Genomic DNA, 22,785 nt, shown 5'->3' on the forward strand with positions numbered 1-22,785 from the left:
CAGCTACCGGACTAGCCTGGAAGGCGTTCCCGGCGACCCCGACGAGGGGGTGGACGCACATGGCGAGGCCCGAAACCACGGTGGGACAGGTGCTGCTCGACCGCATCGAGGCCCAGGCCGTGGTGCTGGCCGGACTGGACGAGGCCGTCCGGGCGGACGAGCCCGACGCGGTCCACCGGATGCGGGTCGCCTGCCGGCGGCTGCGCAGCGCCCTGCGGACCTTCCGCCGGCTCCTCGCCCCCGGCACCACCGACGGTGTCGTCGCCGACCTGCGCTGGCTGGGCGCCGCCCTGGGCCGCGCCCGGGACCGCGAGGTGCTCGCCGAGCGGCTGGCCACTCAGGCCCGCGAGCTGCCGGCCGAGTGCGGACCGGAGCGGGTCGCGGGCGCGCTGGAGCGGTGGGGCGAGGCCGAGTACCGCCGGGTCCGGCCCGAGGTGGCCGCGGCCCTGGACAGCCCCCGTCGCCGCGCTCTGGCCGAGGCCCTGACCACCCTGCTCGCCGACCCCCCACTACGGCGGCGTGCGGACCGTCCGGCCGTCCCCGAGCTGTCCCGGGTCGCGGCCCGCGAGCAGCGCCGCACGGCCGAACGGGTCCACGCCGCCCTCACCGCCGACCCGGAGGACCGCGACCGGGCGCTGCACGAGGCCCGCAAGTGCGCCAAACGGGCCCGCTACGCCGGCGAGACCGCCGCCGCGGCGGTCGGCCCGGCGGCCGAGCTGTACGCGGAGCGGATGAAGGCCGTCCAGGAGGTCCTGGGCGAGCACCAGGACGCGGTGGTCGCCGCCGCGGCCCTCGCCGCCCAGCCGGACGCGGGCGGCGAGCCCTTCGGTTACGGCGCCCTGTACGCCCGCCAGCTCGCGGCGGCGGAGGCCGCGCGCGGCCGGCTGGTGGAGGTGTGGGCGCCGGCGGGGAAGCGGAAGCTGGCGCGGTTCGGGTAGGGCGCGTCCCCCGGGTGCGGCCGGTCCGGCCGCGGTGTCGGGACGGGCTACCGCGGGCTGAGCCCCGCCGAGCGGGCGGCGTCGCGGAGCAGCTCGCGGAGCATCGCCGTGGTCAGGCGGCCGGTGTTGGTGTTGCGCGGGCTCACGTGGTAGCAGCCGTAGAGCCGTAGGTCGGGGCCGCCGTCACGGGCGGGGAGGGTGACCCGCGCGGCGTGGCCGAAGGCCGGGCGGGGGCGGGGGACCTGCCAGCCGGCGTCGGCGATCGCCGGGAGCACGGCCTGCCAGGCGAAGCCGCCGAGGGCGACGACGGTTCGTGCGGTGGGGCGCAGCAGTTGCAGTTCGCGGGTGATCCAGGGGCGGCAGGTGTCGCGTTCGGCGGTGCTGGGCTTGTTGTCGGGCGGGGCGCAGCGGACCGGATCGGTGATCCGCACGCCGTACAGTTCCAGGCCGTCGCCGTAGCGGACGGATTCGGGGCGGTTGGCGAGCCCGAGGTCGTAGAGGGCGGCGTAGAGGAGGTCGCCGGAGGGGTCGCCGGTGAAGATCCGGCCGGTGCGGTTGGCGCCGTGGGCGGCGGGGGCGAGGCCGACCAGGACGAGCGGGGCGTCGGGCGGGCCGAATCCGGGGATGGGGCGGGCCCAGTAGTCCCAGTCCTGGTAGGCGCGGCGCTTGGTGCGGGCGGTCTCCTCGCGCCATTCGACCAGGCGGGGGCAGGCCCGGCAGCCGGTGACGACGCGGTCCAGCGCGGTGAGTCCGGCGGCCCGGGCGGCGGCCTCGGCGGGGTGGCGGGGGTGGCCGGGGTCGTCGGCGGGGGACTGCGGCATGGCCCGATCCTAGGGTCTCCGCTCCGAGGGTCTGCAGGACGTCGCGTTCCGGCGTCAGCCGGGCAGGCGTAGCGTGGAATCAGTTGCTCCGGTGGCCCCCGGCCGGGCCGGGTCGGCGGTGGCCGGACACGCCGGTGTGCGCGGAGGCCGCGAGGAGGCCGCGATGATCGTCGATGCGGTGCTGGGGGCGCTCGGGGGGCTGGCCGGGCTGGGCGCGCTGTGGGCGGCCATGAGCATCCGGGTGGTCCAGCAGTGGCAGAAGGGCGTGGTGTTCCGCTTCGGCCGGGTGCGCGAGGAGGTCCGCCGGCCGGGGCTGGTCGCGCTGATGCCGATCGCGGACCGGCTGCGCCGGGTGAACGTGCAGATCGTGACGATGCCGATCCCGGCGCAGGAGGGCATCACCCGGGACAACGTGACCGTGCGGGTGGACGCGGTGGTCTACTTCCGGGTGCTGGACCCGGTGAAGGCGACGGTCAACGTGCAGGACTACAACTTCGCGATCTCCCAGGTCGCGCAGACCTCGCTGCGGTCGATCATCGGCAAGAGCGAGCTGGACGACCTGCTGGCCAACCGCGAACCGATCAACCAGGGGCTGGAGTTGATGATCGACAGCCCGGCGCTGGGCTGGGGCATCCAGATCGACCGGGTGGAGATCAAGGACGTCGCGCTGCCGGAGTCGATGAAGCGCTCGATCGCGCGCCAGGCGGAGGCCGAGCGTGAGCGGCGGGCCCGGATCATCACGGCGGACGGTGAGTACCAGGCCTCGGCCCGGCTGTCGGAGGCGGCCGCGGTGATGAGCGCGACCCCGGCGGCCCTGCAACTGCGGCTGCTGCAGACCGTGGTGGAGGTGGCGGCGGAGAAGAACTCGACGCTGGTGCTGCCGTTCCCGGTGGAGCTGCTGCGGTTCCTGGACAGCGCGACGGAGTCCCAGCAGCGCGATCTGCTGGCGGCCGCCGCGGTCGCCGCCGCCGCGAAGTCCGCGGAGCAGGCGGTGGAGAGCGGCGAGGTCCCCGAGGAGGAGCTCGGCCGCGAACCAGCCGCACACGAACTCCCGCCGCTGGAGGAGCTGTTGTCCCACTCGCCGCTGGAGAGCGCGGACCTGGAGCGCGGACGTGTGGAGGCGGACGGTCAGGCCGGGGCGCAGGAGCGCACGGAGCCGGAGACGGCGTCCTGACGGGTGCCCGGTGGCGTGCGCCATCGGCCCGGACCACGATGGACGAGAGGGAGCAAGCCAGGTCAGGAGGCGGACCATGACCAGAGCCAGCGACATCATGCACCCGGGCGCGGAGTGCATCCGCGAGCACGAGACGCTCGCGGCCGCCGCCCGGATCATGCGGGAACGGCATGTGGGCGCACTGCCCATCTGCGGGGAGAACGACAAGCTGCTGGGGATCGTGACCGACCGCGACATCGTGCTGCGCTGCGTCGCGGAGGGGCGCGACCCGGCACAGGTGACGGCGGGCGACCTGGCGCTGGGGCGGCCGATGACGGTGGAGGCGGACGAGGACTGCGAGCAGGTGCTGCGCGTGATGGAGCAGTACCAGGTCCGCCGGCTGCCGGTGATCAACCACCCGGAGCACAAGCTGGTCGGCATGATCAGCGAGGCGGACATCGCACGCGGGCTGCCGCAGGCGCGGCTCGCGGAGTTCGTGGCGGCGGTGTGCGCGGAGGAGCCGCCCAAGAGGGAGGCGTTGCAGGCCTGACCCGGCTGATCGGAGACCGGACCGGCCCCGGCGGGGCGTGCGTACGCCCCGCCGGGGCCGGTCACACCTCGACGCCGGGCGGGCATCAGCCCAGGGCGTAGACGGAGGTGGCCTGGGCGGCGGGCTCCTCGGCGCCTTCGGCGGTGAGGGTGACGTCGAGGAAGGCGATCCGTCGTCCGAGCTTGGTCACCCGGGCGTGGACCAGGACGTCCTGGCCGGCGACCGCGCGCTGGAAGCTGGTGGACTGCTGGACGGTGGTCATCGGCGCGAAGCCGCCGCGCGCGGCCGAGACCGCGACCACGCACGCGGTGTCGGCGGCGGCCATCAGCGCCTGACCGGACAACCCGCCGCCCTCCCGGGCGAGTTGGTCGGACCAGGGCAGTCGCAGCACGGCGTGTCGCTCGCCGGTCTCGACGGCGGACAGGCCGAGCGCCTGCACCCAGGGGGCGAAGTTGTCGGCCAGGAGTTTGTCCGCCTCGGCGGGGGTGAGGGTCATCGGGTCATTGTGCCAAGAGTGTTGGCGCGGTGTCAGGAGTCGGCCAGGGTCTCCAGGTGGCGACGGAGCACCGTGCGCAGTTCGTCCGGCCCGACCAGGTCGGGGTGCTGGACGGCCTGCAGGGTGAGGCCGTCCAGCAGGGCGGAGAGACGGCGGGTCTCGAGGTCGAGGTCGAGGCCGGGGGTCAGGCCGCCGGCGCGTTCGGTCTCGACCAGGACGTGCCGGACCAGTGCGTCCAGGCCGGTCTGCAACTCGGCGGCGCGGGGCCGCAGTTCGGGCCGGGTGCGGGCGGCTGTGACGAAGGAGAGCCAGAGGGGGTGCCGTGCTCGGCACCGCGTTCGGGGCGATCCGCGGCGCCACCATCCGCGTCTACGGGCGCGAGGGGGTGCTGTGGCAGCGCTACACCGGCTGGACCTTCCTGATGGCGGCGGTCTCGCTGGTGGTGATGACGGGCTTCGCGATGCTCGCCGAGCACAACGGCCTGGCCCCGGACGCCCGGCCGGTGCAGCTGTCGATCGGCGTCGGCTTCCTGGGGGAGGCGCTGGTGGTGGGCTGTCGGGCGCTCTCCTCCGGGACTCCGTTCGCGCCCGAGCGGCGGGATTCGAAGCCGTCACTCGGATCGGACCGGCTCCGTCGGTAACTTTGGTTGTCGATTCATCTTTCGGTAACTATAGTTGTCGCCATGACTGCTGTGGAGATCACCGCCGAAGAGCGGGCCGAGCTGGCCGCGGCCCTCCTGGATGCGCTCAACCCCCTCGCCGCCGCCGTGCGGTCCCGGGTGGCCGGGCTGCCCGAGGAGCGGATGTGGAACGCCGACCCGGCCGAAGTCGCCCTCTCCGTCCTGTCCGCCTGGAAGCTGGTGGACACCGAGGTCAAACGGCTCACCGCGATCGCGGCGGCCACCGCCGGCTCCTACGGTGCCAGCTACGAACAGCTCGGCGCCGCCTGGGGCATCACCCGACAGGGCGCCCGGAAGAAGTGGCCGGAGGCCGTCAGTCGCCCGGCGGTCCGACCGGGATCGCTCGAACTGTACGGCGGAACCGCCGAGTTGCTGCGGGGCGAGGTCGCTGAGGGCTGGCGCTGGACGGCGGTCGGTGCCGACGGGACGAGCGGCGGGGCGGCCACCGGCTACCCGACCCGGGAGGAGGCCGCGGCGCACGCCGGGGCCTTCCTCGCCGAACACGCGTAGGTCTAGGTCCTCAGCTCCCGGGCGATCAGCTCCGCCAGGTGCAGGGCCCGTCGGCCGTCGGCGAGTTGGGCGATCTGGGTGCGGCAGCTGAAGCCGTCTGCCAGCACCACCGTCTTCGGCCCGGCCGCCCGGACCTCCGGCAGCAGGACCCGCTCGGCGATCGCCTCGGACACCTCGAAGTGCCCGCTCTCGAAACCGAAGTTGCCCGCCAGGCCGCAGCATCCGGAGTCCAGCACCCGGTTGTGCAGGCCCAGTCGGGCCTCGACCCGGCGGTCCGCGGCGCTGCCGAGCACCGCGTGCTGGTGGCAGTGGGTCTGGGTGACGGCGTCCAGCGGGATCCGGGGGAGCGGGGCGTCGGGGGCGTACTCGTCGATGAACTCGGCGAAGGTGCGGGCGCGTTCGGCGAGCGGGTGGCCGTCCGCGCCGAGCAGCCGGGGCAGGTCCTCGCGCAGGGTGGCGGTGCAGCTGGGGTCCAGGCCGACCACGGGGGTGTCGGCCGGGAGCCCGGCGTCCGCCAGCGTGCGCAGGCTGCGCCGCAACACTCGGCGGGCGGTGCCGAGTTGGCCGGTGGAGTACCAGGTGAGGCCGCAGCAGACCGGGCCGTCGGGCAGTCGGACGTCGAAGCCCAGGTGCTCCAGCACCTCGACGGCCGAGCGCAGCACGTTCGGCTGCAGGTGGTTCGAGAAGGTGTCCGGCCACAGCAGCACCGGCCGGGCGCTCGTCGGGGCGGGATGGTCGGCCCGGTGCCGCCGGTACCAGCGGGTGAAGGTCTCAGGCGGGAAGACCGGCAGCACCCGGCGCCGGTCGATCCCGCCGAGCCGCTTGAGCAGGGCGCCGGCCGGGGAGCGGACCAGCGAGTTCGCCGCCGCGGGCGCGAGCGCCACCGCCCGCAGCCACAGCGGCAGCCAGCCCATCGAGTAGTGCGCGAGCGGACGCGGCCGGTGCCGGTAGTGCTGGTACAGGAACTCGGTCTTGTAGGTCGCCATGTCGACGTGCACCGGGCAGTCGCTGGCGCAGCCCTTGCAGCTCAGGCAGAGGTCCAGCGCCTCCCGGACCTCCTCGGAGCGCCAGCCGTCCGGGATCGCTCCCCCAACCTGGCGGCCGGGAGGTGCCCCCATGCCGCGCAGCATCTCGGCGAGCAGCCGCGCCCGGCCCCGGGTGGAGTGCCGCTCCTCGCTGGTGGCCATGTAGCTCGGGCACATCACCCCGGTGGTCGGGTCCACGCACTTGGCGACGCCCACGCAGCGGTGCACCGCCTTGGCCAGGCTCCCGTCGTCCTGCTCGTACGGCAGGGCCAGCGGCAGCGGGTGGCGCGGGGCGGTGACGAAGCGCAGGTCGGCGTCGAGCGGGCGCGGGTCGACCAGCGCGCCCGGGTTGAGCAGGTTCCCCGGATCCCAGATCCGCTTGAACTCGCCGAACAGCTCGATGACTTCGGGCGGGTACATGCGCGGCAGCAACTCGGAGCGGGCCTGCCCGTCGCCGTGCTCGCCGGAGAGCGAGCCGCCGTACGACACCACCAGATCGGCCGCCTGCTCCAGGAACTCCCGGAAGACCAGCACCCCTTGGGGCTCGTCCAGCGGGAAGTCGATCCGCAGGTGCACGCAGCCGTCGCCGAAGTGCCCGTACGGGACGCCGCGCAGGCTGTGCAGGCGCAGCAGGGCGCGCAGGTCCCGCAGGTAGTCGCCGAGCCGCTCGGGCGGGACGGCGGAGTCCTCCCAACCGGGCCAGGCCTCGCCGCCCCCCGGCAGCCGGGTGACGATCCCGGCGCCCGCCTCCCGGACCGCCCACAGCTGGCGCTGCTCCACCGGGTCGGTGACCAGCGCGACGGTGGCGGAGGGCTCGCGGCGCACCGCGTCGGCGAGCCGGCGGGCGGCCTGATAGGCCTCCAGCGCCGTGGCGCCGCCGGTCTCCAGGAACAGCCAGCACTCGCCCGCGGGCAGCCGGTCCAGCGCGGGCGGGCGCGGGCCGGCGGCGAGCAGTGCGGCGATCAGGTCGGCCGCCATGCCCTCGGCGGTCAGCGGACCGAGCGGCAGCAGCGCCGGGACGGCGTCGGCGGCGGCGCCCTCGTCGGGGTAGCCGGCCACCACCAGGGCGCGCGCCGGCGGGTCCTCGACCAGGCGGACGGTGGCGCCGAGCAGGAGCGCGCAGGTGCCCTCGGTGCCGGTCAGCGCCCGGGCCAGGTCGTGGCCCTGCTCGGGCAGCAGCGCGTCCAGCGGGTAGCCGGAGGTGCGGCGCGGCAGCTGCGGCATGCCCTGCCGGATGGTGGCCAGGTTGCGGTCGGTGAACTCCTGCAGCTCACGGTGCAGTTGACCGACCCGCCCGGGTGCGGAGCGCAGCGCTGTCCGCTCGGCGGCGGTGAGCCGGCCACCGACGGTCAACTCGGTGCCGTCCGCGAGCAGCAGCTCCAGCCGCTCCACGTTGTCCGCGGTGCGCCCCCAGGCGAGTGAGTGGGAGCCGCAGGAGTCGTTGCCGATCATGCCGCCGATCGTGCAGCGGCTGTGGGTGGACGGGTCCGGGCCGAAGCGCAGCCCGTACGGCTTGGCGGCGCGCTGGAGGTCGTCCAGCACGGTGCCGGGCTGAACGCGCGCGGTGCGGGCCTGCGGGTCGATCTCCAGCACCGAGCCGAGGTGGCGGCGGAAGTCCAGCACCACCGCGCCCGGGCCGATCGCCTGCCCGCCGATGCTCGTCCCCGCCCCGCGCGGCACCACCGGTACCCGGTACTCGCGGCACAGCGCCAGCGTCGTGCGCACGTCGTCCAGGTCGGCGGGTTTGACCACGCCGAGCGGCAACTGCCGGTAGTTGGAGGCGTCGTGGCTGTAGACGGTCCGCTCGGCGGCACCGAAGCGGACCTCCCCGCGCAGCACGGCGGCCAGCTCACGGGCCAGCGCGGCCCCGGGGGCGGCGGACGGACGGCTCACCAGGGACCTCCCGGGCGGGTGCGGCAGCGGCTCCGCCGATGATCGCAGCCGGGGCGCCGGACGGATAGCGGCCACGACGGGGGTACCGCCGACGGGGTGTCATGTGGCACTCTCGGCAGACGTGATCAACGACCCCACGGCCGCGGACCCGGCCGGCCCCGACGCCTACCTCGCCCGCCTGCCGATCGGCGAGCGCCCGCCGGTCCCGACGGACGGCGCGCCGTCCTGGGAGATCTTCCCGTACGAGGGCGAACTGACCGTCCGGGTGCTGCAGCCGCCCGTCCTGCCCGAGCCGCCCCGCCACGGTGAGGACGGACCGGAGAGCTGCCAGCAGTGCGCCCGCCCGGATTCCGACTTCCTCTGGACCGACGAGCACTGGCGCCTCAGCGCCACCGACGAGCCGACCGGCCTGCCCGCCGCCCTGCTGCTCCAGCCGCGCGCCCACCATGACCTGCTGGATCTGCCCGCCGAGCTGTCCGCCCGGCTCGGCCCGATGCTGCAGCGCGTCGAGCGCGCGGTGCTGTCGCTGGGCGGCATCGGCCGGGTCCACGTGAACCGCTGGGGCGACGGCGGCGCGCACCTGCACCTGTGGCTGATCGCCCGGCCCGAGGGCCTGACGCAGCTGCGCGGCTCCACCCTGCCGCTGTGGATGGACGTGCTGCCGCCGCTGCCTGCCGAGGTGTGGGCCGAACGCGCCCGCCGGATCGCCGCCGCGATGGCGGCCGAGGGCGGGACGGCGCACGTCTGAGGCCGGCTACTTCCGCCCGGTGATGGTGCCGCGTGCGATGTGCGAGAGCTTGGCGACCTCGAAGGCCGGGTAGGCGCCGCCGGCCAGCAGCGAGAACTTGATCCCCTCGCGCCCGCCCGGCTTGCGGTGGCCCGGGGGCTGGAAGCGCCGGTGGTGCTCGGCGGCCCGGTGGAAGAACTGCGGGCGCTCGGCCCGGGAGACGCAGCCGGCCAGGTCGAAGATGAACAGGTAGTGCCGGATCATCCGGACGAACAGCGCGTCGCGCACCGCGTACAGGTGCGGCTGGTCCTCCAGCAGGGCGAAGCTGCGCTCGTACTGGTCGAACAGGTCGAAGACGCTGCTGCCGGGGCCGCCGGCCGGGTGGACGGTCTCCCGGCGGCGCAGCTGGACGCACTCGCGCGGCAGTACGGCGGCCTTCTGCGCGCCGAGCAGCGTCGCGTGGACGACCGGGACCTCCTCGTACCTGCCGTCGGGGAAGGCGAGCTTCAGCTCCTCCCAGTGGCCGCGGCGGATCAGCCGGTCCCAGATCAGCGGTGGCGCGCCGAACAGCGCGGGCTGGTCGAAGGGGCCGAACACCTCGGGGCCGGGCTCGGCGAGCAGCGCCTCGGCGCCGCCGGGCCAGTCGCGGTCGTTGTGGCGCCGGGAGTGGCCGAACAGCAGCACGTCCACCGGGCCGGTCTGCTTGAGCCGGTCGGCGAGCGTCTGGAGGGCGTCCCGGGGCAGCAGGTGGTCGGCGTCGAGGAACAGCAGGTACTCGCCGGCGGCCCGCGCCGCGCCCGCGTTCCGGGCCACCCCGACCCCGACCGCCGCGTTTAGGTGCAGTGCCGACACCCGCGGGTGCTGTGCCGCGTACGCGTCGGCGAGCCCGCCCGGGGTCTCGGGGGAGCGGTCGGCGACCACGATCACCTCGACGTCCGCCAGGGTCTGGGCGAGCAGCGAGTCCAGGCATTCGGCGAGCTGTCCGTGCTGGTCGTAGGCGGGGAGCACGACGCTGATCAGGGGTGAGGGCATGACGCCGGAGCGTAAGAGGGCGCGCGAACTGTGGCAAAGCCCTGACGGTGCGTAACCCAGGGCAATTGGCGGTAAATCGTACAACCGTGCGCCATATCTTCACGCCGCCTTCTGGGCGTGCACACGCCGACCGGGAACGTGGCACGGCCCGCGACGCGGGGTGCGGGTCGCGGGCCGGGGGTGTCGAGCGGGGGTCGGCCTAGTACCAGTGGTGGGCCTGCCAGAACGACCAGGCGGCGCAGGGGCTGCCGTAGCGGCTGTTCATGTAGTTCAGGCCCCACTTGATCTGGGTGACCGGGTTGGTGCGCCAGTCGGCGCCGGCCGAGGCCATCTTGGAGCCCGGCAGGGCCTGGACCAGGCCGTAGGCGCCGGAGGAGGCGTTGACGGCCAGCGGGTTCCAGCTGCTCTCGCGGAACACGATGTTGCTGAAGCACTGCAGCTGGCCGGCCGGCACGATCTGCGCGGCGATCTGCTGCGGGGTGCCGGAGTAGCTGTTGAGGTCCTGGCGCTGCTGGGAGCGGGAGGCGGCGGCGTCGGCCTGGGCCTTGGCGTCCGCCTGGGCCTTCGCCTCGGCCTCGGCCTGGGCCTGCGCGGCGGCCTGGGCCTGCGCCTGGGCGGCGGCGTCCGCCTCGGCCTTGGCCTGGGCGGCCTGGGCCTGCGGGGTGGCCTGCTGGGCAGCAGCGGCAGCGGTGTCAGCCTGGGCCTGGTCGGCGGCCGGCTTGCCGTCCGCCACGACGGCGGCCACCGGGGCCGTGGCCTCGGCGTTGTGCGCGCTCTGCGGGATGGCAATGGCGGCCGTGGCGGCGCTCGCGACCACGAGGGTGGCGACGCCGGTGATCAGGGAGTTGCGGCGGGCATGGCTGAGCTGCATGAAGCGGGCGATCCTTTTCCGTCGGGGGCCGTGCCGGTGGCACTGGGCTCGGGGCTTCGCGTGGGCTCCGGGTGAGCGGGGCCCGCGCGGCCGTCCGGGACGGCCGTGGCGCCCCGACGGTGGCGGCGGGGCTGGCGGGCTGCGCACGGCGGACGGGCCGGCCGGCGCTGCCTGGCGACGGGCCATTCTTGGCAGGGCCGATGACGGGTGGCAAAGGTGCTCGCTACTACGCCGGGTAGTGGCTGCGAGGAGGGCGCGGCCGGGCGTGGCGAGTAGTTTGGGGCAATTTGTCCGAATTGCTCACCTGTGGGTCACGGGCGGGCGGCAAGAACGGAACGCGAGAGCGCGAGGGCCGGTGGCCTGCGTCCTTCAGGCCGGGCGCGGCGGCTGCGGGCGCTGCCGGTTTCCGGCCGGGGCGGCGGGACGGCCGGTGGGCCCGCAGCGTCCACTATGGAGGGTCGTAGCTGCGAAACCCCCTGTGGGCGGGCTCACATGTTCGAGGCGCCGACTTCGGCGCAGCGTGACCGGCGCGTGACGCGCCCGGCGCACCGGGGATGCAGTGGCCGATCGGCGCACTCCGTGTGGCGCGGGCACCGGCGCGAGGGTTCGCTGAAACCGCGTCGCTCGATCACAGAACGTGTCCGGCGGTCACCGTATGCGTCTCGTTCTCTGCCACCAGCTCCAAGGAGATCCTTCATGAAAGCCATCCCGCGCCTGGGCGGCCTCGCCGGCTCCCTCGCTCTGGCCCTGGCCTCGCCCTGGTCCCCGCCGTCCAGGCCCATGCCGCCTCGACCTTCGTCGCCTGCGGGGACATCGCCGGCCTACGGGCTGCGATCACCGCCTTCAACGCCTCCGGCAGTGGTGACATCGCGCTGCAGTCGGGCTGCACGTATACGGTGGTCAACGCCGACAACGACGACAACGGGATGCCCGTGATCGCCGGCAACATTCGGATCGTCTCGTACGGTGCCACGATCGCGCGGTCCACCGCCCCCGCGACGCCCTTGTTCCGGCTGTTCTCCGTGGGGTCCGGTGGCAGCCTCACGTTGAACAGGGTGAACCTGACCGGAGGGCTCGTCACTAACTTCGAGACCGGTGGTGCCGTCCACAATCAAGGCTCGCTCACCGTGGCCGGGGCGACCCTGTCCGGTAACGGGGCGGGCGACGGCGGGGCCATCTCCAACGACAGTGGAGCCACGGCCGTCTTGAACGGCGCCACGGTCAGCCGCAATACCGCCAACTTCGGTGGCGGCGTCTACAACGGCGGGACGCTGACCATCAACTACTCCACCGTGCAGGGAAATGCCGGGGCCAACACGGGTGGCGGCCTGCTCAACGTGGCCGGTCAGACGAACCTCGTCGGCAGCCGGATCACCGGCAACACCGCAACGAACACCGGCGGAGGCGTCGACGTCGGCGGCGGCCAGGTGTCCGACGTCGGCAGCACCATCAGTGGCAACACCCCGAACAACTGCGCCCCCTCCGGCTCCGTGCCCGGCTGCACCGGCTGAGCCGCCGGGGAGCCTCGCAAACGGCAAACCGGGCCCGGGAGCCTCCGCAACGGCTCCCGGGCCCGGCGTTCAAGTGCGGCGCGGACGGGTCAGGACTGCGCCGCCACCGCCGCCCGCCGCCGTCGGCCCACCACGGCCGAGGCACCGAGCACGATCGCCGCGGCGACCAGCGACAGGTACATCTGCTTGCGCCCGTCCTCGGTGGTGAACATGTAGGCCATCACGAACCCGATCATGCCCATCGCGGTCCAGGTCAGGTACGGGAACAGCCACATCCGCACGGTCAGGCGCTCGGGCGTCTCCCGCTCGATGATCCGGCGCATCCGCAGCTGGGTCGCGCAGATCACCAGCCAGACGAACAGCGCGATCGCGCCGGAGGAGTTGAGCAGGAAGGCGAACACCTGGTCCGGCGAGTAGTAGTTGAAGAAGACGGCGATGAAGCCGAAGACCACCGAGGAGAGGATGGCCACCCGCGGCACGCCGCGCGAGGTCACCGTCGCGAAGGCCTTCGGCGCGTCCCCGCGCTGGCCGAGCGAGAAGGCCATCCGGGAGGCGGTGTACATCCCGGAGTTGAGGCAGGACAGCACGGCCGTCAGCACGATCACGTCCATCACCTGGCCCGCGTGCGGGATGCCCACGTGGTTCAGGACCGCCACGTACGGGCTGGCCTTGACCTCGGCCGAGTCCCAGGGCAGGAGGGTCACCACGAGCAGGATCGAGCCCAGGTAGAAGACGCCGATGCGCCAGATCACGCTGTTGGTGGCCTTGGTGACCGCCTTCTGCGGGTCCTCCGATTCGCCGGCGGCGAGGGTGACGATCTCGCTGCCCATGAAGGCGAAGACGACGGTCAGCATGCCGGTGAACACCGCGCCCACGCCGTGCGGCAGGAAGCCGCCGTGGCCGGTCAGGTTGCTCATGCCGACCGCGTGGGTGTCCGGCAGAGCGCCGAAGACCGCGAGCGCGCCGATCACCAGGAACGCGGCGATCGCGACCACCTTGATGCCGGCGAACCAGAACTCGAACTCGCCGTAGGACGACACCGAGAAGAGGTTGGTGGCGGTCAGCACCGCCATCACGATCAGCGCCCAGCCCCACTGCGGCACGCCGGGCACCCAGTTGTTGAGGATCTTGGCGCCGGCGGTCGCCTCGACCGCGAGCACGACGACCCAGAAGAACCAGTACAGCCAGCCGATGGTGAACCCGGCCCAGCGGCCCAGCGCGCGGTCCGCGTACGCCGAGAAGGAGCCGCTCTGCGGGTCGGCCGCCGCCATCTCGCCCAGCATCCGCATCACCAGCACGACCAGCACGCCGGCCAGGGTGTAGGAGAGCAGGATGCCCGGGCCGGTGGACGCGATGCCCGCGCCGGAGCCGACGAACAGGCCGGCGCCGATCACGCCGCCGATGGCGATCATCGACAGGTGGCGGTTCTTGAGCCCGGCCTTCAGGTGGCCGTCGCCGCCGTGTCCGATCGGGCCCGACTGGCCGGGAGCCGAGTCGGCTACCGCCGGCTTGGTGGTCTTCGCACTCATCAAGGGTGCCCTGTGCCTTTCCAGCGCGGCATGACCCTCGGCTCGTCGTGCCGGAGGGTGGGGGACAGACCCGCGCAATGCGGTGAAACGTAACTTCTACGCCCGAGTATCGGAACAATCTTTTGATAACTGTTCGCTTACCGAACATAAAGGGCCAGGTCAGAGTGGGTGCGGAGGTGGCGGGAAAAGCTCAAATCTGACCAGTCGTCAGGGTGGCGGAAGGTCGCCAGGCCCTGCGGGGGATCCGGAACTCAGCCCGGGCGGAGCTCCAGGACGGTGATCAGTTCGGCGTCCGCCGGTCGCCCGGTGAGGCGGGCGGCCAGGATCCGGGGGATGTCGGACTCCTGGGAGTACCCGGGCAGCAGCGTCACCTCGGCCCGCCGAGCCACGGCCTCGCCGCGCACCGCGTACACCGCCCGGTACGTGGTCCGCTCCGGCGGCGGGGCCGGGTCGGTCCGGCGCGTGGCGGTCATCCGCATCGACCTCCTCCGGCCCATTGTGGACGCGGTGTGGCCGATCGACGCAAACCCGGGCAGAGTGGGAGTCTCGGGGCAATCCCGACGCCGCTCGGCCTTTTCAGGAGCGACCCCATGCAGACCACCTGGAAGGGGACGATCAGCTTCGGGCTGGTCAGCATCCCCGTCCACCTCTACTCCGCGACCCAGGAGCACGACGTCCCGCTGCACCAGGTGCACGCCAAGGACGGCGGTCGGGTGCGGATGAAGCGGTACTGCGAGCGGGAGGAGAAGGAGGTCCCGTACGCCGAGATCGCCAAGGGCTACGAGTCGCCGGACGGCCGGACCGTCACCCTCACCGACGAGGACCTCGCGGACCTGCCGCTGCCCAGCAAGAAGATCATCGACGTGCTGGCCTTCGTGGACGCGGGCGAGATCGACCCGCTGATGTTCTCCAAGGCGTACTACGTCGGCGTCGCCGACCAGGCGGCCGCCAAGCCGTACGCCCTGCTGCGCGACGCGCTGGTGGACTCCGGGCAGATCGCGGTCACCAAGATCGCGCTGCGTACCCGGGAGTCGCCCGCCGTGCTGCGGGTGCACGACGGGACGCTGGTGCTGCAGACCTGCATCTGGCCCGACGAGGTCCGCCCGGCGGCCGGGATCGCGCCCGAGGAGAACGTCACCGTCCGGCCGCAGGAGCTCAAGATGGCGCGGTCGCTGATGGACACCCTCTCCGAGGACTTCGACCTGGCCCAACTGCACGACGACTACCAGCAGGCGCTCCAGCAGGTGATCACCGCCCGGCTGGAGGGCGTCGAGCTGCCGCACGAGGAGGAGCCCGGCCCGGCGCCGGACAACGTGATCGACCTGATGGAGGCGCTGCGCAGCAGCCTCAAGCAGGCCAAGGGCGGACGGGCGCCGGCCGCGGAGCCGGAGGAGAAGCCCGCGCCCCGCAAGCGCGCCCCGGCGAAGACGACCGCCGCGGCCGCCAAGAAGACCACCTCGGCGAAGAAGACACCCGCGAAGACACCCGCCCGTAAGTCCACGGCTCCGCGCAAGGCCTCCTGACCTCCGGGCCAGGCGTTCCGTCCCGCCCACCGTCCCGTCCAGCATTGGAGGCGATCCCGATGGACCTGCTCACCTACAAGGAAGCCGAAACCGGCCCCGACGCCCCGCCGAACCCGAGCCTCGGGCACCGGGCGTGGCGCTGGCTGCTCAGCCTCAGCCCCACCGTCGTGACCTTCATGGTCGCGCTCTCGATCGGCCTGCTCATGATCGAGGTCCAGACGGAGTGGGATCCGATGATCGGCCTGATGGCCTTCTTCTGGTTCCTGACGTTCATCGCCCTGGTCGGCGTCGTCGCGCGCTGGGCGACGCCCGGCCGGGGCAGGCACCGGATGGCGGCCTCCTGACCCGGCCGGTGGAACGGCGTCCGGGAGGGCTCAGCCGATCCACACCGTGGTGACGTTGCAGAACTCCCGGATGCCGTGCCCGGACAGCTCCCGGCCGAAGCCCGAGCGCTTGACGCCGCCGAAGGGCAGTGCCGGGTGGGAGGCCGTCATGCCGTTGAAGAACACCCCGCCGGCCTGGATGTCGCGGACGAAGCGCTCCTGCTCGGCCTGGTCGGTGGTCCAGACGTTGGAGCTGAGCCCGAACGGGGTGTCGTTGGCGACGGCCACCGCCTCGTCCAGGTCGGCGACCCGGTAGACGGTGGCGACCGGGCCGAAGGTCTCCTCCAGGTGGATCCGCATCGCCGGGGTGATGCCGGTCAGCACGGTCGGCTCGTAGAAGTAGCCGGTGTCCCAGCCCATCGGGCGGCCGCCGCCGCACTCGACCCGGGCGCCGTGGGTGCGGGCGTCCTCGACCAGCTCCTCCAGGTCGTCCCGGCCCTGGCGGCTGGCCAGCGGGCCGACGTCGGTGGCCTCGTCCATCGGATCGCCGACCCGCAGTGAGCGCATCGCCTCGGTGAAGGCCGCGGTGAAGCGGTCGTAGACGTCGGTGTGCACGATGAAGCGCTTGGCGGCGATGCAGGACTGGCCGTTGTTCTGCACCCGTGCCCGGACGGCGGTGCCCACCGCCGCCTCCAGGTCGGCGCTCGGCATGACCACGTACGGGTCGCTGCCGCCCAGCTCCAGCACCGCCTTCTTCACCTCGTCCGCCGCGACGGCGGCGACCGACCGCCCGGCCGGCTCGCTGCCGGTGAGGGTGACGGCGGCGACCCGGCGGTCCCGGACCACGCCCTCGACCGCGCCCGAGCCGATCAAGAGGGTCTGGAAGCAGCCCTCGGGGAAGCCGGCCCGCCGGAACAGCTCCTCGATCGCGAGCGCCGTCCGCGGCACGTTGGAGGCGTGCTTGAGCAGGCCCACGTTGCCCGCCATCAGGGCCGGCGCGGCGAAGCGGATCACCTGCCAGAACGGGAAGTTCCACGGCATCACGGCGAGGACGGGCCCCAGCGGGCGGTAGCGGACGTACGCGCGGGCGGCCCCGGAGTCGGCCACGTCGGCCTGGGCCGGGTGCTCGTCGGCGAGCAGCTCCTCGGCGTTCTCGGCGTACCAGCGCATCGCCTTGGCGCACTTGGCGGCCTCGGCCCGGGCGGCGGCGAGCGGCTTGCCCATCTCCTCGGTCATGGTGCGGGCGACGGCCTCCTGGTCCTGGTCCAGCAGGTCGGCGGCCCGGCGCAGCAGCTCGGCGCGGGCGGCGAAGGAGGTGTTGCGGTAGCTGTGGAAGGCGGCCTCGGCGCGGGCCAGCCGCCGCTCGATCCCGGCCGCGTCGAGCGGTTCGAAGGTCTGGACGGTCTCGCCGGTCGCGGGGTTGACGCTGGCGATGGGCATGCGGGGCTCCCTGATGGGTCCGGGTCCGGTGCGTCTGCCCTCACACCCTCCCCGACGGCCCGCCCCGGGCGCGCCACCGCCGCCCGGCGTGTCCCGCCGGGGGTGAGGGCCGGTCGGTCACTCCGGCAGCGACTCCACCCGGGCCGCCGCCTCCCGGGCCCGGGCTCCGGCCCTGGTCCGCGCGGCGGTCACCTGCCGGTTGGGGAAGCGGTGCAGGTACTCGGCCTCCAGCTCCCCGGTGCGCAGCGTATGGCGCTTCAGTGCCTCTTCCGAGCCGTAGAGGAAGGTCTCGTGGCGCGTGCGGTGCAGCTGCTCCAGCTCGTGCAGCAGGGTGTCGTTGCCCAGAGCGTGCGGGGAGACGCCCTCGGGCCGGATGTGCGGGTCGTTGGCGTGCCGCATCTCGGTACCTCCTCGACGGAAGCCCCCTTAACCGGGTGCCCGGTGGCCCCTGCCCGTACACCCGTGCTGGTGAGTGGGATGTGTCGACGAGTTGCACGAGAGAAGTTGTAAAAGAGATGTCGTACAAGAGCTCTTGTGGATATTCTCCAGCCATGGACGACACGACGGACCAACCGCGCGGCACCCGGGAGATCTCCGACTCCCGGGTGCTCGCCGCCCTCACCCACCCGCTGCGCCGCCGGCTGCTCGACCTGCTCAAGGTGCACGGTCCGGCCACCGTCGGGCAGCTCGCCGAGCGCACCGAGCAGGCGGTCGGCAACGTCAGCCACCACCTGAAGGTGCTGGCCGAGAGCGGACTGATCGCGGAGGCGCCCGAGCTCGCCCGGGACCGGCGCGAGCGCTGGTGGCGGCTCGCCGACAAGGACCTCAGCTGGACCAGGGCCGACTTCGACGGCGACCCGGTCGCCGAGGCCGTCGCGGACGCGGCCGGATCGATCCTGCTGGAACGCCAGGTCGAGCTGGTCCGCGAATGGGCCGCCCGGCGCGGCGGGTACGGGCCCGACTGGCAGGACGGCTGCTCGGTGGCCACCCAGGCCTGGCTGCGACTCACCCCGGACGAGGCCCGGGAGCTGGCCGCCGACCTCCACGCGGTGATCCAGAAGTGGGCCGACCGGCCGGTGCCCCAGGACGGGCGGGAGCGCGAGACCGTCCTCGCCTTCTCCCACAGTGTCCCGGCCAAGCCGTGACCGCCACCCTCTCCCCGCCGTCCGAAAGCCCTCAAGTCCGTTCCCGCTGGGGCCTGTTCGCCCAACGCGACTTCCGGCTGCTGTGGGCGGGGCAGACCGTCAGCCGGCTGGGCAGCAGCGTCACCACCGTCGCGCTGCCGCTGGTCGCCGTGCTCACCCTGGACGCCGGGCCGCTCGCCACCGGCCTGCTGGCCAGTGCGATCTGGCTGCCGTGGCTGCTGTTCGGCCTGCCGGCCGGGGTGTGGGTCGGCCGGGTGTCCCGGCGGGCCGTGATGATCGGCTGCAACCTCGGCTCCGCGGCGCTGTTCGCGAGCGTGCCGGTGGCGGGCTGGTTCGGGGTGCTCACCATGGCGCACCTGCTGGCCGTGGCCTTCCTCAGTGGGGTCTCCTCGGTGTTCTTCGACGCCGCCGACCAGGCGTACCTGCCCGAGCTGGTGGCGCCGGAGGACCTGATCGAGGGCAACGCCAAACTGACGGGCAGCGGCTCGGCGGCCGAGGTCGCCGGGCGCGGACTGGCCGGGCTGATCGTCCAACTCGTCGGCGCGGCAGCCGGGTTGCTCATCGACGCGGTGAGCTTCCTGATCGCGGCCGGCACCCTGCTGCGGATCCGCCCCCGGCCGGAGCCGGTGGTCCGCGAGCAGGCGGGCATGCTCGGGCAGGTCCGGGAGGGCCTGTCCTTCCTGCTGGGCGACCCGTACCTGCGCGCCTTCCTGTGCTTCGGCGCCGCCGCGAACTTCGCGCTCATGGGCTACCAGTCGATCCTGGCGCTGTTCCTCGTCCGGGCGGCCGGGATCGCCCCCGGCTGGGTCGGCGCCTTCGCCTCCGCCGCCGCGGTCGGCGGCGTGCTCGGCTCGCTGGCGGCCCGCCCGCTGTGCCGCCGGCTCGGGGCGGCGCGCGGGACACGGATCGTGCTGCTCACCGTCGTTCCGTTCGGGCTGCTGATGCCGCTGGCCGGGCCGGGCCCCGGGACGGTGCTGTTCGTACTCGGATCGCTCGCCGTCGTCGCGGCGGTGGCGCTCTGCAACATCGTGCTCGGCAGCTTCCGTCAGTCCTACACCCCGCCCGAGCTGCTCACCCGGGTGGCGGCCGGATCGATGTTCGCCGTCCATGCCACCATCCCGCTCGGAGCCCTGGCCGGCGGCGCGCTGGGCGCGGTGATCGGTCTGCGGGAGACGATGTGGGTGATGACCGGCCTGCTCACGCTGGCCGGCACGCTGCCGCTGTTCTCGCCCCTGCGGACCGTCCGGGAGTTGCCGACAGCGCCCCCACCGGAGGGGGAGATCGTAGGATGAATTCTTCACGTACCTTCAGGTTCGCCCCACTACCTTCGGACAGATCGCTGATGCCGCTTCCCAAGGCCGAACTCCACCTGCACATCGAAGGCACCCTGGAGCCCGAACTCGCCTTCGCCCTCGCCGAGCGAAACGCCGTCGCGCTCCCGTACGCCGACACCGAGGAGCTGCGGAAGGCGTACTCCTTCAGCGACCTGCAGTCCTTCCTGGACCTCTATTACGCGCTGATGGCCGTGCTGCGCACCGAGCAGGACTTCGCCGACCTCGCCGACGCGTACCTGGCCCGGGCCGCCGAGCAGGGCGTGCGGCACGCCGAGATCTTCTTCGACCCCCAGGCGCACACCGCACGCGGGGTGCCGCTCGGCGTGGTGGTGGACGGGCTGACGCGGGCGCTGTCGCGCAGCGAGGAGCGGTACGGCATCAGCACCCAGCTCATCATGTGCTTCCTGCGCGACGAGTCCGCCGACTCCGCGCTGGAGACCTTCGAGGCCGCCCGCCCCTACTTCGACCGGATCTCCGGCATCGGCCTGGACTCGGCCGAGGTCGGCAACCCGCCGGCGAAGTTCCGCGAGGTCTACCGGCGGGCCGCCGAGGCCGGCCTGCGCCGCGTCGCCCACGCGGGCGAGGAGGGCCCGGCCTCGTACATCACCGAGGCGCTGGACGTCCTCGGCGTGGAGCGGATCGACCACGGCCTGCGCTGCCTGGAGGACGGCGACCTCGTCGCCCGCCTGGTCCGCGAGCAGATCCCGCTCACCCTCTGCCCGCTCTCCAACGTCCGCCTGCGCTGCGTCGACACCCTCGCCGACCACCCGCTGCGCGAGATGCTCGACGCCGGCCTGCTGGTCACCGTCAACTCCGACGACCCGGCCTACTTCGGCGGCTACGTCGAGGACAACTTCCGCGCCGTCCGCCAGGCCCTCGCCCTCGACCAGGAGACCCTGCGCCGGCTGGCCGCCAACTCCTTCCGCGCCTCCTTCATCGACGACCGGCGCCGGGCCGAACTCCTCGCCGAGGTCGAGAAGTTCACCTTCGCCCCGGTCGAGGGCTGACCAACCGGGCCGGGCGCGGCGGGGACCACCGCCGCCCCCGGCCGTGGCAGGTGGGGGCGGCGGAGGGGGATCAGATCAGGGCGCTCCAGTAGTACCAGAACCGGTTGAGGACCAGCAGCGCGATCACCGCGTACCACAGGGCCGGGACGACCCAGTGGTAGCGCGCGGCCTCCCGCACGACCACCCGCGCCTTCGGGCCCACCGGGATCACCCCGCTGCGCAGGTTGTGCAGGGTGGTGTACCAGAACAGCGGGATCATCGCCGCCCACACCACCATGCAGTACGGGCAGAGCGCGCCGATCCGGTACAGCGCCTGGTACATCAGCCAGCTGACGAAGCCGATCCCGAAGACCGTCCCCGCCTGCAGGCCGAGCCAGAACCAGCGCCGGTACGTCGCCCCGGCGAGCAGCCCGGCGCCGACCGCGACGACGACCCCGAAGCCGACCAGGCCGATCAGCGAGTTGGGGAAGCCGAAGGCCTCCGCCTGGTCGCTGCGCATGATCGAGCCGCAGCTGATGATCGGATTGATGTTGCAGTTGGGGACGTACGACGGGTCCTGCAGCAGCCGGATCTTGTCCAGGGTGAGGACCGTCGAGGCGATCAGGCCGACCAGGCCGCCGACCACCAGCAGCCACGCGAACGGACGGCTCGCGCCGTAGGTCCGCGCGGAGTTCGGCGGCGCGGCGGGGGCGGCGGCCGTCACCCGGTCACCTGCTTGACCATCGCGGTGAACTGCTCGGGGGAGGCGGCCTTGCCGCTGCTGAGGACGTCCAGCTTCTTGCCGTCCAGCTTGACGGTCGGGGTGCCGGTCACGTCGCTCTTGTCGAACTCCTCGTTGACCTTGGCCGCCCAGGGCGCGTAGGTGCCGTCCTGGACGGCCTTGACGAAGGCGTCGGTCTTCAGGCCCGGCACCTGGCCGGCCAGGTCGAGGATGTGGTTGACGTCGCCGAAGGCGTCGCTGTGCTCGTCCGGTTGGTTGGCGTACAGCACGTCGTGGAACTGCTTGAACTTGTCCACGCCCTCGTTGAGCGCGGCGCCGGCCGCGGCCAGCGCGGTGCGCGAGCCCTTGCCGCCGAGGTTCTTGTCCAGGAACGTCGCCAGGTGGTACTCGATCTTGTACGTGCCGTTGTCGGCGAGCTGCTGGACGGTCTTGCCGGTGGTGGTCTCCAGCTGCTCGCAGAACGGGCAGCGGAAGTCCTCGTAGACCTCCAGGGTGTGCGGGGCGTCGGCCTTGCCGTAGGTGATCACGGTGCCGTTGGTGCCGGTCGCGTTGGCGGGGACGACCAGCGGGCCGTTCGCGGCGGCGTCCGAGGAGGAGCCGGAGGAGCCGCCGACGGCGAAGGCCACGCCCGCCGCGAGGGCGAGCACGGCGGCGCAGGCGCCGCCGACCACGACCCGGCGGCGCGTGCGACCGGAGCGCTCGGCCTGGGCGCGGGCGGCGCGCATGCGCTCGGTGGCGGTGGTCTGCTTGTCGGTCTTACGGGTGTTGCTCATGGGGTGTCGTCCTGTGCTCTCGTGTGCTCTCGGGCATGCGCAGGCGCGGGCGCAACGGATCTGCGTCCGCGCGGGGGAGCGAGGACCGGCCGAGCGAAGGGACGCTCAGACGGCCAGGGCGAACACCGGCGGACCACGCCGGACGGCCGGACGGACGACCACGTCCTCGGCCGGGACCAGCGCGCGGCTGGCCCGGGGGAACGGCACCCGCGCCACCGGGCGGGCCGGGACGGGCGCGGCGAGCAGCAGCAACCAGCGGGCGGCGGCCGGAAGGTGGCGCTGCAGGAACTCGCCCAGCATCCGGACCGCGCGGGCGAGCCCGGTCAGGGCGGCGTCCGCACGGCGCAGCCAGAACGCGCCGGCCAGCGCGATCACCGTGTGCAGCAGCAGGAGCAGCAGGACGCCGGCCTGCTGGGAGACGCCGTGGCCGAGCAGGAACCCGCCGAGCGAGCCGCCGCCGCACAGCAGCGGCTGGAAGCCGTGCGCGGCGCCGGGCGGCAGGGAGGGACAGGTGCTCTGCGCGAGGTCGAAGAGTGCGCTGACGCCCAGCTCCAGCGGCAGGAACACCGCCGCGATCGCCGGGTAGCCGCGCTCGCGGCCGGCCAGGGCGAAGGCCACGACGAACACGGCGACGGCGGCCAGCCCCATCGTGCCGACCGGCAGCGCCCGGCCGGTGACCAGCACCTGGCCGAGCCCGGCGAGCAGCACGACCAGCGCGGCGAAGACCGCCGCGCGGAGCGTCCTGGTGACCGGGCCGATGTCCATGGCATCCGAGTCTGCCACA

General features: G+C 73.3%; 24 protein-coding genes and 1 pseudogene. 12 read left to right on the top strand and 13 right to left on the bottom strand.

The features are described from left to right. Nucleotides 1-59: 59 nt before the first annotated feature. Nucleotides 60-938, top strand: coding sequence for a CHAD domain-containing protein (locus ACFVWU_RS09220; protein WP_387617372.1), 879 nt, complete (start codon nucleotides 60-62; stop codon nucleotides 936-938). A gap of 47 nt (nucleotides 939-985) precedes the next feature. On the opposite strand, the gene ACFVWU_RS09225 is transcribed toward ACFVWU_RS09220, so the two are convergent. Then, the gene (locus tag ACFVWU_RS09225; RefSeq protein ID WP_387617374.1) at nucleotides 986-1,759 is read right to left on the bottom strand and encodes a uracil-DNA glycosylase; all 774 of its coding nucleotides are present in this window, start codon (nucleotides 1,757-1,759) and stop codon (nucleotides 986-988) included. A 163-nt stretch (nucleotides 1,760-1,922) separates the two neighbouring features. Here ACFVWU_RS09225 and ACFVWU_RS09230 point away from each other — a divergent pair, with 163 nt between their 5' ends. Further along, nucleotides 1,923-2,933 (top strand): SPFH domain-containing protein, encoded by a 1,011-nt coding sequence (locus ACFVWU_RS09230; protein WP_387617376.1) that lies wholly within the window; start codon nucleotides 1,923-1,925, stop codon nucleotides 2,931-2,933. 76 nt (nucleotides 2,934-3,009) lie between these two features. Further along, nucleotides 3,010-3,462: a CBS domain-containing protein gene (locus ACFVWU_RS09235; RefSeq protein ID WP_387617378.1), complete on the top strand. Its 453-nt coding sequence runs from the start codon at nucleotides 3,010-3,012 to the stop codon at nucleotides 3,460-3,462. A gap of 85 nt (nucleotides 3,463-3,547) precedes the next feature. Here the strand turns inward: ACFVWU_RS09235 and ACFVWU_RS09240 are convergent, their stop codons facing one another. Further along, nucleotides 3,548-3,958, bottom strand: coding sequence for a PaaI family thioesterase (locus tag ACFVWU_RS09240; protein ID WP_387617380.1), 411 nt, complete (start codon nucleotides 3,956-3,958; stop codon nucleotides 3,548-3,550). A gap of 32 nt (nucleotides 3,959-3,990) precedes the next feature. Then, nucleotides 3,991-4,242, bottom strand: a pseudogene (locus tag ACFVWU_RS09245) (TetR family transcriptional regulator C-terminal domain-containing protein); the annotation flags it as partial. A gap of 38 nt (nucleotides 4,243-4,280) precedes the next feature. On the opposite strand from ACFVWU_RS09245, the gene ACFVWU_RS09250 reads away from it, so the two are divergent. Continuing rightward, complete coding sequence (locus ACFVWU_RS09250; protein WP_387617492.1) at nucleotides 4,281-4,598, top strand: hypothetical protein; 318 nt, start codon at nucleotides 4,281-4,283, stop codon at nucleotides 4,596-4,598. A gap of 42 nt (nucleotides 4,599-4,640) precedes the next feature. Beyond that, complete coding sequence (locus ACFVWU_RS09255) at nucleotides 4,641-5,147, top strand: hypothetical protein (RefSeq protein ID WP_387617382.1); 507 nt, start codon at nucleotides 4,641-4,643, stop codon at nucleotides 5,145-5,147. Nucleotides 5,148-5,149: 2 nt separating this feature from the next. On the opposite strand, the gene ACFVWU_RS09260 is transcribed toward ACFVWU_RS09255, so the two are convergent. Further along, complete coding sequence (locus ACFVWU_RS09260; protein ID WP_387617384.1) at nucleotides 5,150-8,065, bottom strand: FAD-binding and (Fe-S)-binding domain-containing protein; 2,916 nt, start codon at nucleotides 8,063-8,065, stop codon at nucleotides 5,150-5,152. Nucleotides 8,066-8,186: 121 nt separating this feature from the next. Here ACFVWU_RS09260 and ACFVWU_RS09265 point away from each other — a divergent pair, with 121 nt between their 5' ends. Further along, on the top strand, nucleotides 8,187-8,813 hold the full coding sequence (locus ACFVWU_RS09265) for an HIT family protein (protein ID WP_387617386.1): 627 nt from the start codon (nucleotides 8,187-8,189) through the stop codon (nucleotides 8,811-8,813). 6 nt (nucleotides 8,814-8,819) lie between these two features. Here the strand turns inward: ACFVWU_RS09265 and ACFVWU_RS09270 are convergent, their stop codons facing one another. Both ACFVWU_RS09270 and ACFVWU_RS09275 read right to left on the bottom strand, forming a co-directional pair. Then, nucleotides 8,820-9,824 carry a glycosyltransferase family 2 protein gene (locus ACFVWU_RS09270; protein WP_387617388.1) on the bottom strand — a complete coding sequence of 335 codons (1,005 nt, stop codon included), beginning with the start codon at nucleotides 9,822-9,824 and terminating at the stop codon, nucleotides 8,820-8,822. Nucleotides 9,825-10,023: 199 nt separating this feature from the next. Beyond that, the gene (locus tag ACFVWU_RS09275; protein WP_387617390.1) at nucleotides 10,024-10,695 is read right to left on the bottom strand and encodes a transglycosylase SLT domain-containing protein; all 672 of its coding nucleotides are present in this window, start codon (nucleotides 10,693-10,695) and stop codon (nucleotides 10,024-10,026) included. A 554-nt stretch (nucleotides 10,696-11,249) separates the two neighbouring features. On the opposite strand from ACFVWU_RS09275, the gene ACFVWU_RS09280 reads away from it, so the two are divergent. Further along, on the top strand, nucleotides 11,250-12,206 hold the full coding sequence (locus ACFVWU_RS09280; RefSeq protein WP_387617392.1) for a hypothetical protein: 957 nt from the start codon (nucleotides 11,250-11,252) through the stop codon (nucleotides 12,204-12,206). An 89-nt stretch (nucleotides 12,207-12,295) separates the two neighbouring features. On the opposite strand, the gene ACFVWU_RS09285 is transcribed toward ACFVWU_RS09280, so the two are convergent. Then, complete coding sequence (locus ACFVWU_RS09285) at nucleotides 12,296-13,735, bottom strand: amino acid permease (protein WP_387617394.1); 1,440 nt, start codon at nucleotides 13,733-13,735, stop codon at nucleotides 12,296-12,298. A 251-nt stretch (nucleotides 13,736-13,986) separates the two neighbouring features. Next, on the bottom strand, nucleotides 13,987-14,208 hold the full coding sequence (locus ACFVWU_RS09290; RefSeq protein WP_387617396.1) for a hypothetical protein: 222 nt from the start codon (nucleotides 14,206-14,208) through the stop codon (nucleotides 13,987-13,989). A 117-nt stretch (nucleotides 14,209-14,325) separates the two neighbouring features. Between ACFVWU_RS09290 and ACFVWU_RS09295 the strand changes: the two genes are divergently transcribed. Continuing rightward, complete coding sequence (locus ACFVWU_RS09295) at nucleotides 14,326-15,258, top strand: Ku protein (RefSeq protein WP_387617398.1); 933 nt, start codon at nucleotides 14,326-14,328, stop codon at nucleotides 15,256-15,258. Between the two features lie 59 nt (nucleotides 15,259-15,317). Then, nucleotides 15,318-15,602 (top strand): hypothetical protein, encoded by a 285-nt coding sequence (locus tag ACFVWU_RS09300; protein ID WP_387617400.1) that lies wholly within the window; start codon nucleotides 15,318-15,320, stop codon nucleotides 15,600-15,602. 30 nt (nucleotides 15,603-15,632) lie between these two features. Here the strand turns inward: ACFVWU_RS09300 and ACFVWU_RS09305 are convergent, their stop codons facing one another. Further along, nucleotides 15,633-17,021, bottom strand: a complete 1,389-nt coding sequence (locus ACFVWU_RS09305) for an NADP-dependent succinic semialdehyde dehydrogenase (protein ID WP_387617402.1) — start codon at nucleotides 17,019-17,021, stop codon at nucleotides 15,633-15,635. Nucleotides 17,022-17,138: 117 nt separating this feature from the next. After that, nucleotides 17,139-17,420: a DUF6158 family protein gene (locus ACFVWU_RS09310; protein ID WP_387617405.1), complete on the bottom strand. Its 282-nt coding sequence runs from the start codon at nucleotides 17,418-17,420 to the stop codon at nucleotides 17,139-17,141. Between the two features lie 152 nt (nucleotides 17,421-17,572). Between ACFVWU_RS09310 and ACFVWU_RS09315 the strand changes: the two genes are divergently transcribed. The 3 genes from ACFVWU_RS09315 to ACFVWU_RS09325 are packed head-to-tail and all read left to right on the top strand — an operon-like array spanning nucleotide 17,573 to nucleotide 20,507. Continuing rightward, nucleotides 17,573-18,166, top strand: a complete 594-nt coding sequence (locus tag ACFVWU_RS09315) for an ArsR/SmtB family transcription factor (protein WP_387617407.1) — start codon at nucleotides 17,573-17,575, stop codon at nucleotides 18,164-18,166. Beyond that, complete coding sequence (locus tag ACFVWU_RS09320) at nucleotides 18,163-19,458, top strand: MFS transporter (protein WP_387617409.1); 1,296 nt, start codon at nucleotides 18,163-18,165, stop codon at nucleotides 19,456-19,458. Before ACFVWU_RS09315 ends, ACFVWU_RS09320 begins: the two co-directional genes overlap by 4 nt. Before the next feature lie 50 nt (nucleotides 19,459-19,508). Continuing rightward, a complete protein-coding gene (locus ACFVWU_RS09325; RefSeq protein ID WP_387617411.1) occupies nucleotides 19,509-20,507 on the top strand; it encodes an adenosine deaminase in 999 nt (332 codons plus the stop codon). 70 nt (nucleotides 20,508-20,577) lie between these two features. Here the strand turns inward: ACFVWU_RS09325 and ACFVWU_RS09330 are convergent, their stop codons facing one another. From ACFVWU_RS09330 to ACFVWU_RS09340, 3 genes are all read right to left on the bottom strand, one after another. Beyond that, a complete protein-coding gene (locus ACFVWU_RS09330) occupies nucleotides 20,578-21,210 on the bottom strand; it encodes a vitamin K epoxide reductase family protein (RefSeq protein WP_387617413.1) in 633 nt (210 codons plus the stop codon). Next, nucleotides 21,207-22,001, bottom strand: coding sequence for a DsbA family protein (locus ACFVWU_RS09335; protein ID WP_387617415.1), 795 nt, complete (start codon nucleotides 21,999-22,001; stop codon nucleotides 21,207-21,209). The genes ACFVWU_RS09330 and ACFVWU_RS09335 overlap by 4 nt, the downstream gene beginning before the upstream one ends. A 105-nt stretch (nucleotides 22,002-22,106) precedes the next feature. Then, entirely contained in the window at nucleotides 22,107-22,766 is a 660-nt protein-coding gene (locus tag ACFVWU_RS09340) for a hypothetical protein (RefSeq protein WP_387617417.1), read from the bottom strand. Nucleotides 22,767-22,785 lie beyond the last annotated feature (19 nt).

The organism is Kitasatospora sp. NPDC058190 (assembly GCF_042883685.1).
Taxonomy (GTDB): Bacteria; Actinomycetota; Actinomycetes; order Streptomycetales; family Streptomycetaceae; genus Kitasatospora.

Coding starts and splice junctions, on each gene's coding strand:
- ACFVWU_RS09285 (WP_387617394.1), bottom strand. CDS start 13,735: ATGAGTGCGAAGACCACCAAGCCGGCGGTAGCCGACTCGGCTCCCGGC.
- ACFVWU_RS09225 (WP_387617374.1), bottom strand. CDS start 1,759: ATGCCGCAGTCCCCCGCCGACGACCCCGGCCACCCCCGCCACCCCGCC.
- ACFVWU_RS09315 (WP_387617407.1), top strand. CDS start 17,573: ATGGACGACACGACGGACCAACCGCGCGGCACCCGGGAGATCTCCGAC.
- ACFVWU_RS09235 (WP_387617378.1), top strand. CDS start 3,010: ATGACCAGAGCCAGCGACATCATGCACCCGGGCGCGGAGTGCATCCGC.
- ACFVWU_RS09335 (WP_387617415.1), bottom strand. CDS start 22,001: ATGAGCAACACCCGTAAGACCGACAAGCAGACCACCGCCACCGAGCGC.
- ACFVWU_RS09300 (WP_387617400.1), top strand. CDS start 15,318: ATGGACCTGCTCACCTACAAGGAAGCCGAAACCGGCCCCGACGCCCCG.
- ACFVWU_RS09295 (WP_387617398.1), top strand. CDS start 14,326: ATGCAGACCACCTGGAAGGGGACGATCAGCTTCGGGCTGGTCAGCATC.
- ACFVWU_RS09305 (WP_387617402.1), bottom strand. CDS start 17,021: ATGCCCATCGCCAGCGTCAACCCCGCGACCGGCGAGACCGTCCAGACC.
- ACFVWU_RS09275 (WP_387617390.1), bottom strand. CDS start 10,695: ATGCAGCTCAGCCATGCCCGCCGCAACTCCCTGATCACCGGCGTCGCC.
- ACFVWU_RS09270 (WP_387617388.1), bottom strand. CDS start 9,824: ATGCCCTCACCCCTGATCAGCGTCGTGCTCCCCGCCTACGACCAGCAC.
- ACFVWU_RS09240 (WP_387617380.1), bottom strand. CDS start 3,958: ATGACCCTCACCCCCGCCGAGGCGGACAAACTCCTGGCCGACAACTTC.
- ACFVWU_RS09290 (WP_387617396.1), bottom strand. CDS start 14,208: ATGACCGCCACGCGCCGGACCGACCCGGCCCCGCCGCCGGAGCGGACC.
- ACFVWU_RS09280 (WP_387617392.1), top strand. CDS start 11,250: ATGCAGTGGCCGATCGGCGCACTCCGTGTGGCGCGGGCACCGGCGCGA.
- ACFVWU_RS09325 (WP_387617411.1), top strand. CDS start 19,509: ATGCCGCTTCCCAAGGCCGAACTCCACCTGCACATCGAAGGCACCCTG.
- ACFVWU_RS09310 (WP_387617405.1), bottom strand. CDS start 17,420: ATGCGGCACGCCAACGACCCGCACATCCGGCCCGAGGGCGTCTCCCCG.
- ACFVWU_RS09230 (WP_387617376.1), top strand. CDS start 1,923: ATGATCGTCGATGCGGTGCTGGGGGCGCTCGGGGGGCTGGCCGGGCTG.
- ACFVWU_RS09340 (WP_387617417.1), bottom strand. CDS start 22,766: ATGGACATCGGCCCGGTCACCAGGACGCTCCGCGCGGCGGTCTTCGCC.
- ACFVWU_RS09220 (WP_387617372.1), top strand. CDS start 60: ATGGCGAGGCCCGAAACCACGGTGGGACAGGTGCTGCTCGACCGCATC.
- ACFVWU_RS09255 (WP_387617382.1), top strand. CDS start 4,641: ATGACTGCTGTGGAGATCACCGCCGAAGAGCGGGCCGAGCTGGCCGCG.